This window comes from Mesorhizobium sp. M7A.F.Ca.AU.002.02.1.1 (genome assembly GCF_003998535.1).
Lineage (GTDB): Bacteria > Pseudomonadota > Alphaproteobacteria > Rhizobiales > Rhizobiaceae > Mesorhizobium > Mesorhizobium ciceri.
Genome location: NZ_RZPB01000941.1, coordinates 1 through 2006, shown reverse-complemented (window position 1 = coordinate 2006; position 2006 = coordinate 1). Strand labels below are relative to the sequence as shown.

The following is a 2006-nucleotide window of genomic DNA, read 5'->3' as shown; positions in this document are numbered from 1 at the left end:
ATAATATATTGTGCGCCGCACAAAAGTCAAGATTTCGCGGGCTCGCGGACCCGCCTGCGCAGCCAATGGCTAAAAATCGAATAAAGAGAGCTTCAAGCACGAAGAAAATGGTGAACGCGGCGGTTACCATAAACGGATTGGTAACGCTGCGCCGGTAGCTTGGCCGGAAGCGAGGCAGGACCCTTTGCCGCCTCCAACGCAACGAAGAAATCCAAGGGAAGTACCAGTGCGTAAGGCGTTGTTGGGCATCGTTTCCAAATCCACCTCCCCTCTCAAAACGATGATGATCATCGCCTTGGCGATGACATTCGTTTTTGGAGACGTTGCCTCGTCGCTGGCGGCCAAGCAGGCGGCCATCGTCGTGGATGCCAAGACTGGCAAGGTGCTTTACTCCGCAGATGCCAACGGCAGGCGCTATCCAGCTTCGCTGACCAAGATGATGACGCTGTACCTGACCTTCGAAGCGATGGCGAAGGGCAAGATCAGCAGGAATACGCCAGTGGTGTTTTCCGCCAAGGCCTCCGCCGAGGCGCCGACGAAACTTGGCGTGAAGCCGGGCGGTTCGGTCACGGTCGAGACCGCGATCCTGTCGATCGTCACCAAGTCGGCGAATGACTCGGCCACCGCGCTCGGCGAAATGCTCGGCGGCAATGAAACCACTTTTGCCCGCATGATGACCGCCAAGGCGCGTGCGCTGGGCATGAACGGCACCGTGTTCCGCAACGCCAATGGCCTGCCAGACCCTGGCCAGTTCACCACCGCGCGCGATATGGCGACGCTCGGCATCGCGCTGCGCGAACATTTTCCGCAATATTACGGCTATTTCTCGCAGCGCTCCTTCCTCTACGGGCGTCAGCGCATCAACGGTCACAATCGCCTGCTCGGACGCATCAAGGGTGTCGACGGCATCAAGACGGGCTACACCCGCGCCTCCGGCTTCAACCTCGTCTCGTCGGTTTCCGACGGCAATCGCCGCATCGTCGGCGTGGTCATGGGCGGCAGTTCCGGCCGCAGCCGCGACAATCAGATGGCCAGCTTGATCAACACCTATCTGCCGAGGGCATCGACTCGCGGCGGTGGCGATCTGGTGGCCAAGGCCGGCGGCAACAACCCGGTCACCGCCCTCGCCCAGGTTCTCCTGCCCAAGCATGACGCTCCGACGCCCGATGACAAGCCTGTTGTGGCGCAGGACGACGCCACCGTCGCCGAGGACGCCACGGTCGCGGAAGACGATACCCCGCAGGCCGAAGAAGCAGCCCCCGTCGTCAAGACCAGAAAGGTCAAGACCGTCATCGTTTCAGCCCCCCAGGTCGCGACGGCCCAGGTCGTCGCTGCCTATGCCGAGCCAACACCAGCGGCCGTCGATCCGGTCAACACGGCGTCGGTGCCGTCGGGCTGGGCCATTCAGGTCGCCTCGTCGCCAAAGCAGTCCGAGGCACAGGCCTTCCTCGACAAGACCACCAAGCAGGCGCCCAAGGTGCTGGCCGACGCCTCCGGCTTCACCGTCGCCTTCGACAAGGACGGCGTCACCTACTATCGCGCCCGCTTCGGCGGCTTCGGTTCGAAGACCGCCGCCTGGAAGGCCTGCACCGCTTTGAAGAAGAAGAACATCGAGTGCTACGCCGTCCAGCAGTAGGACGGCGTGGAAATCATCTCCCGGAAAAATTCTGCGTCGAAGGAGACTAGTTGTGATTGGAGAGCAAGACGTCCTTGGCTTCGTTAATCCGCGCCGCCAGGAAAGACGTGCCGCCGACATCGGGGTGCAGGCGCTGCATCAGGCGGCGGTGCGCCTTGCGGACATCCGCCGCGGCGGCCCCCGCTTCAAGACCAAGGACCTTGTAGGCCTCCTCCTTAGTCATGGCGCCCGGACCTGGCGCAACACCCAGCCCTTCGCCACCGTTCGTCTCAGTGTTTTTGCGCCAGACGGGAAATCTGCCGTCAAGATACGTCTCTAGCAACTGCCGGCTCTCCGGATCACCGGAGAGTTCGCGGTAGAGGTGCTGCAA

The 2006-nt window shown here is 62.1% G+C and carries 2 protein-coding genes; one reads left to right on the top strand and one right to left on the bottom strand.

Annotation, left to right across the window (positions count from 1 at the left end; translation table 11 throughout):
- The first annotated feature begins 226 nt into the window (after positions 1-226).
- Positions 227-1636: a D-alanyl-D-alanine carboxypeptidase gene (locus EN879_RS33580; protein WP_013531777.1), complete on the top strand. Its 1410-nt coding sequence runs from the start codon at positions 227-229 to the stop codon at positions 1634-1636.
- Between the two features lie 46 nt (positions 1637-1682).
- Here the strand turns inward: EN879_RS33580 and EN879_RS33575 are convergent.
- The coding region (locus tag EN879_RS33575; protein WP_164774749.1) for a DnaJ domain-containing protein at positions 1683-2006 on the bottom strand (324 nt) is incomplete at its 5' end.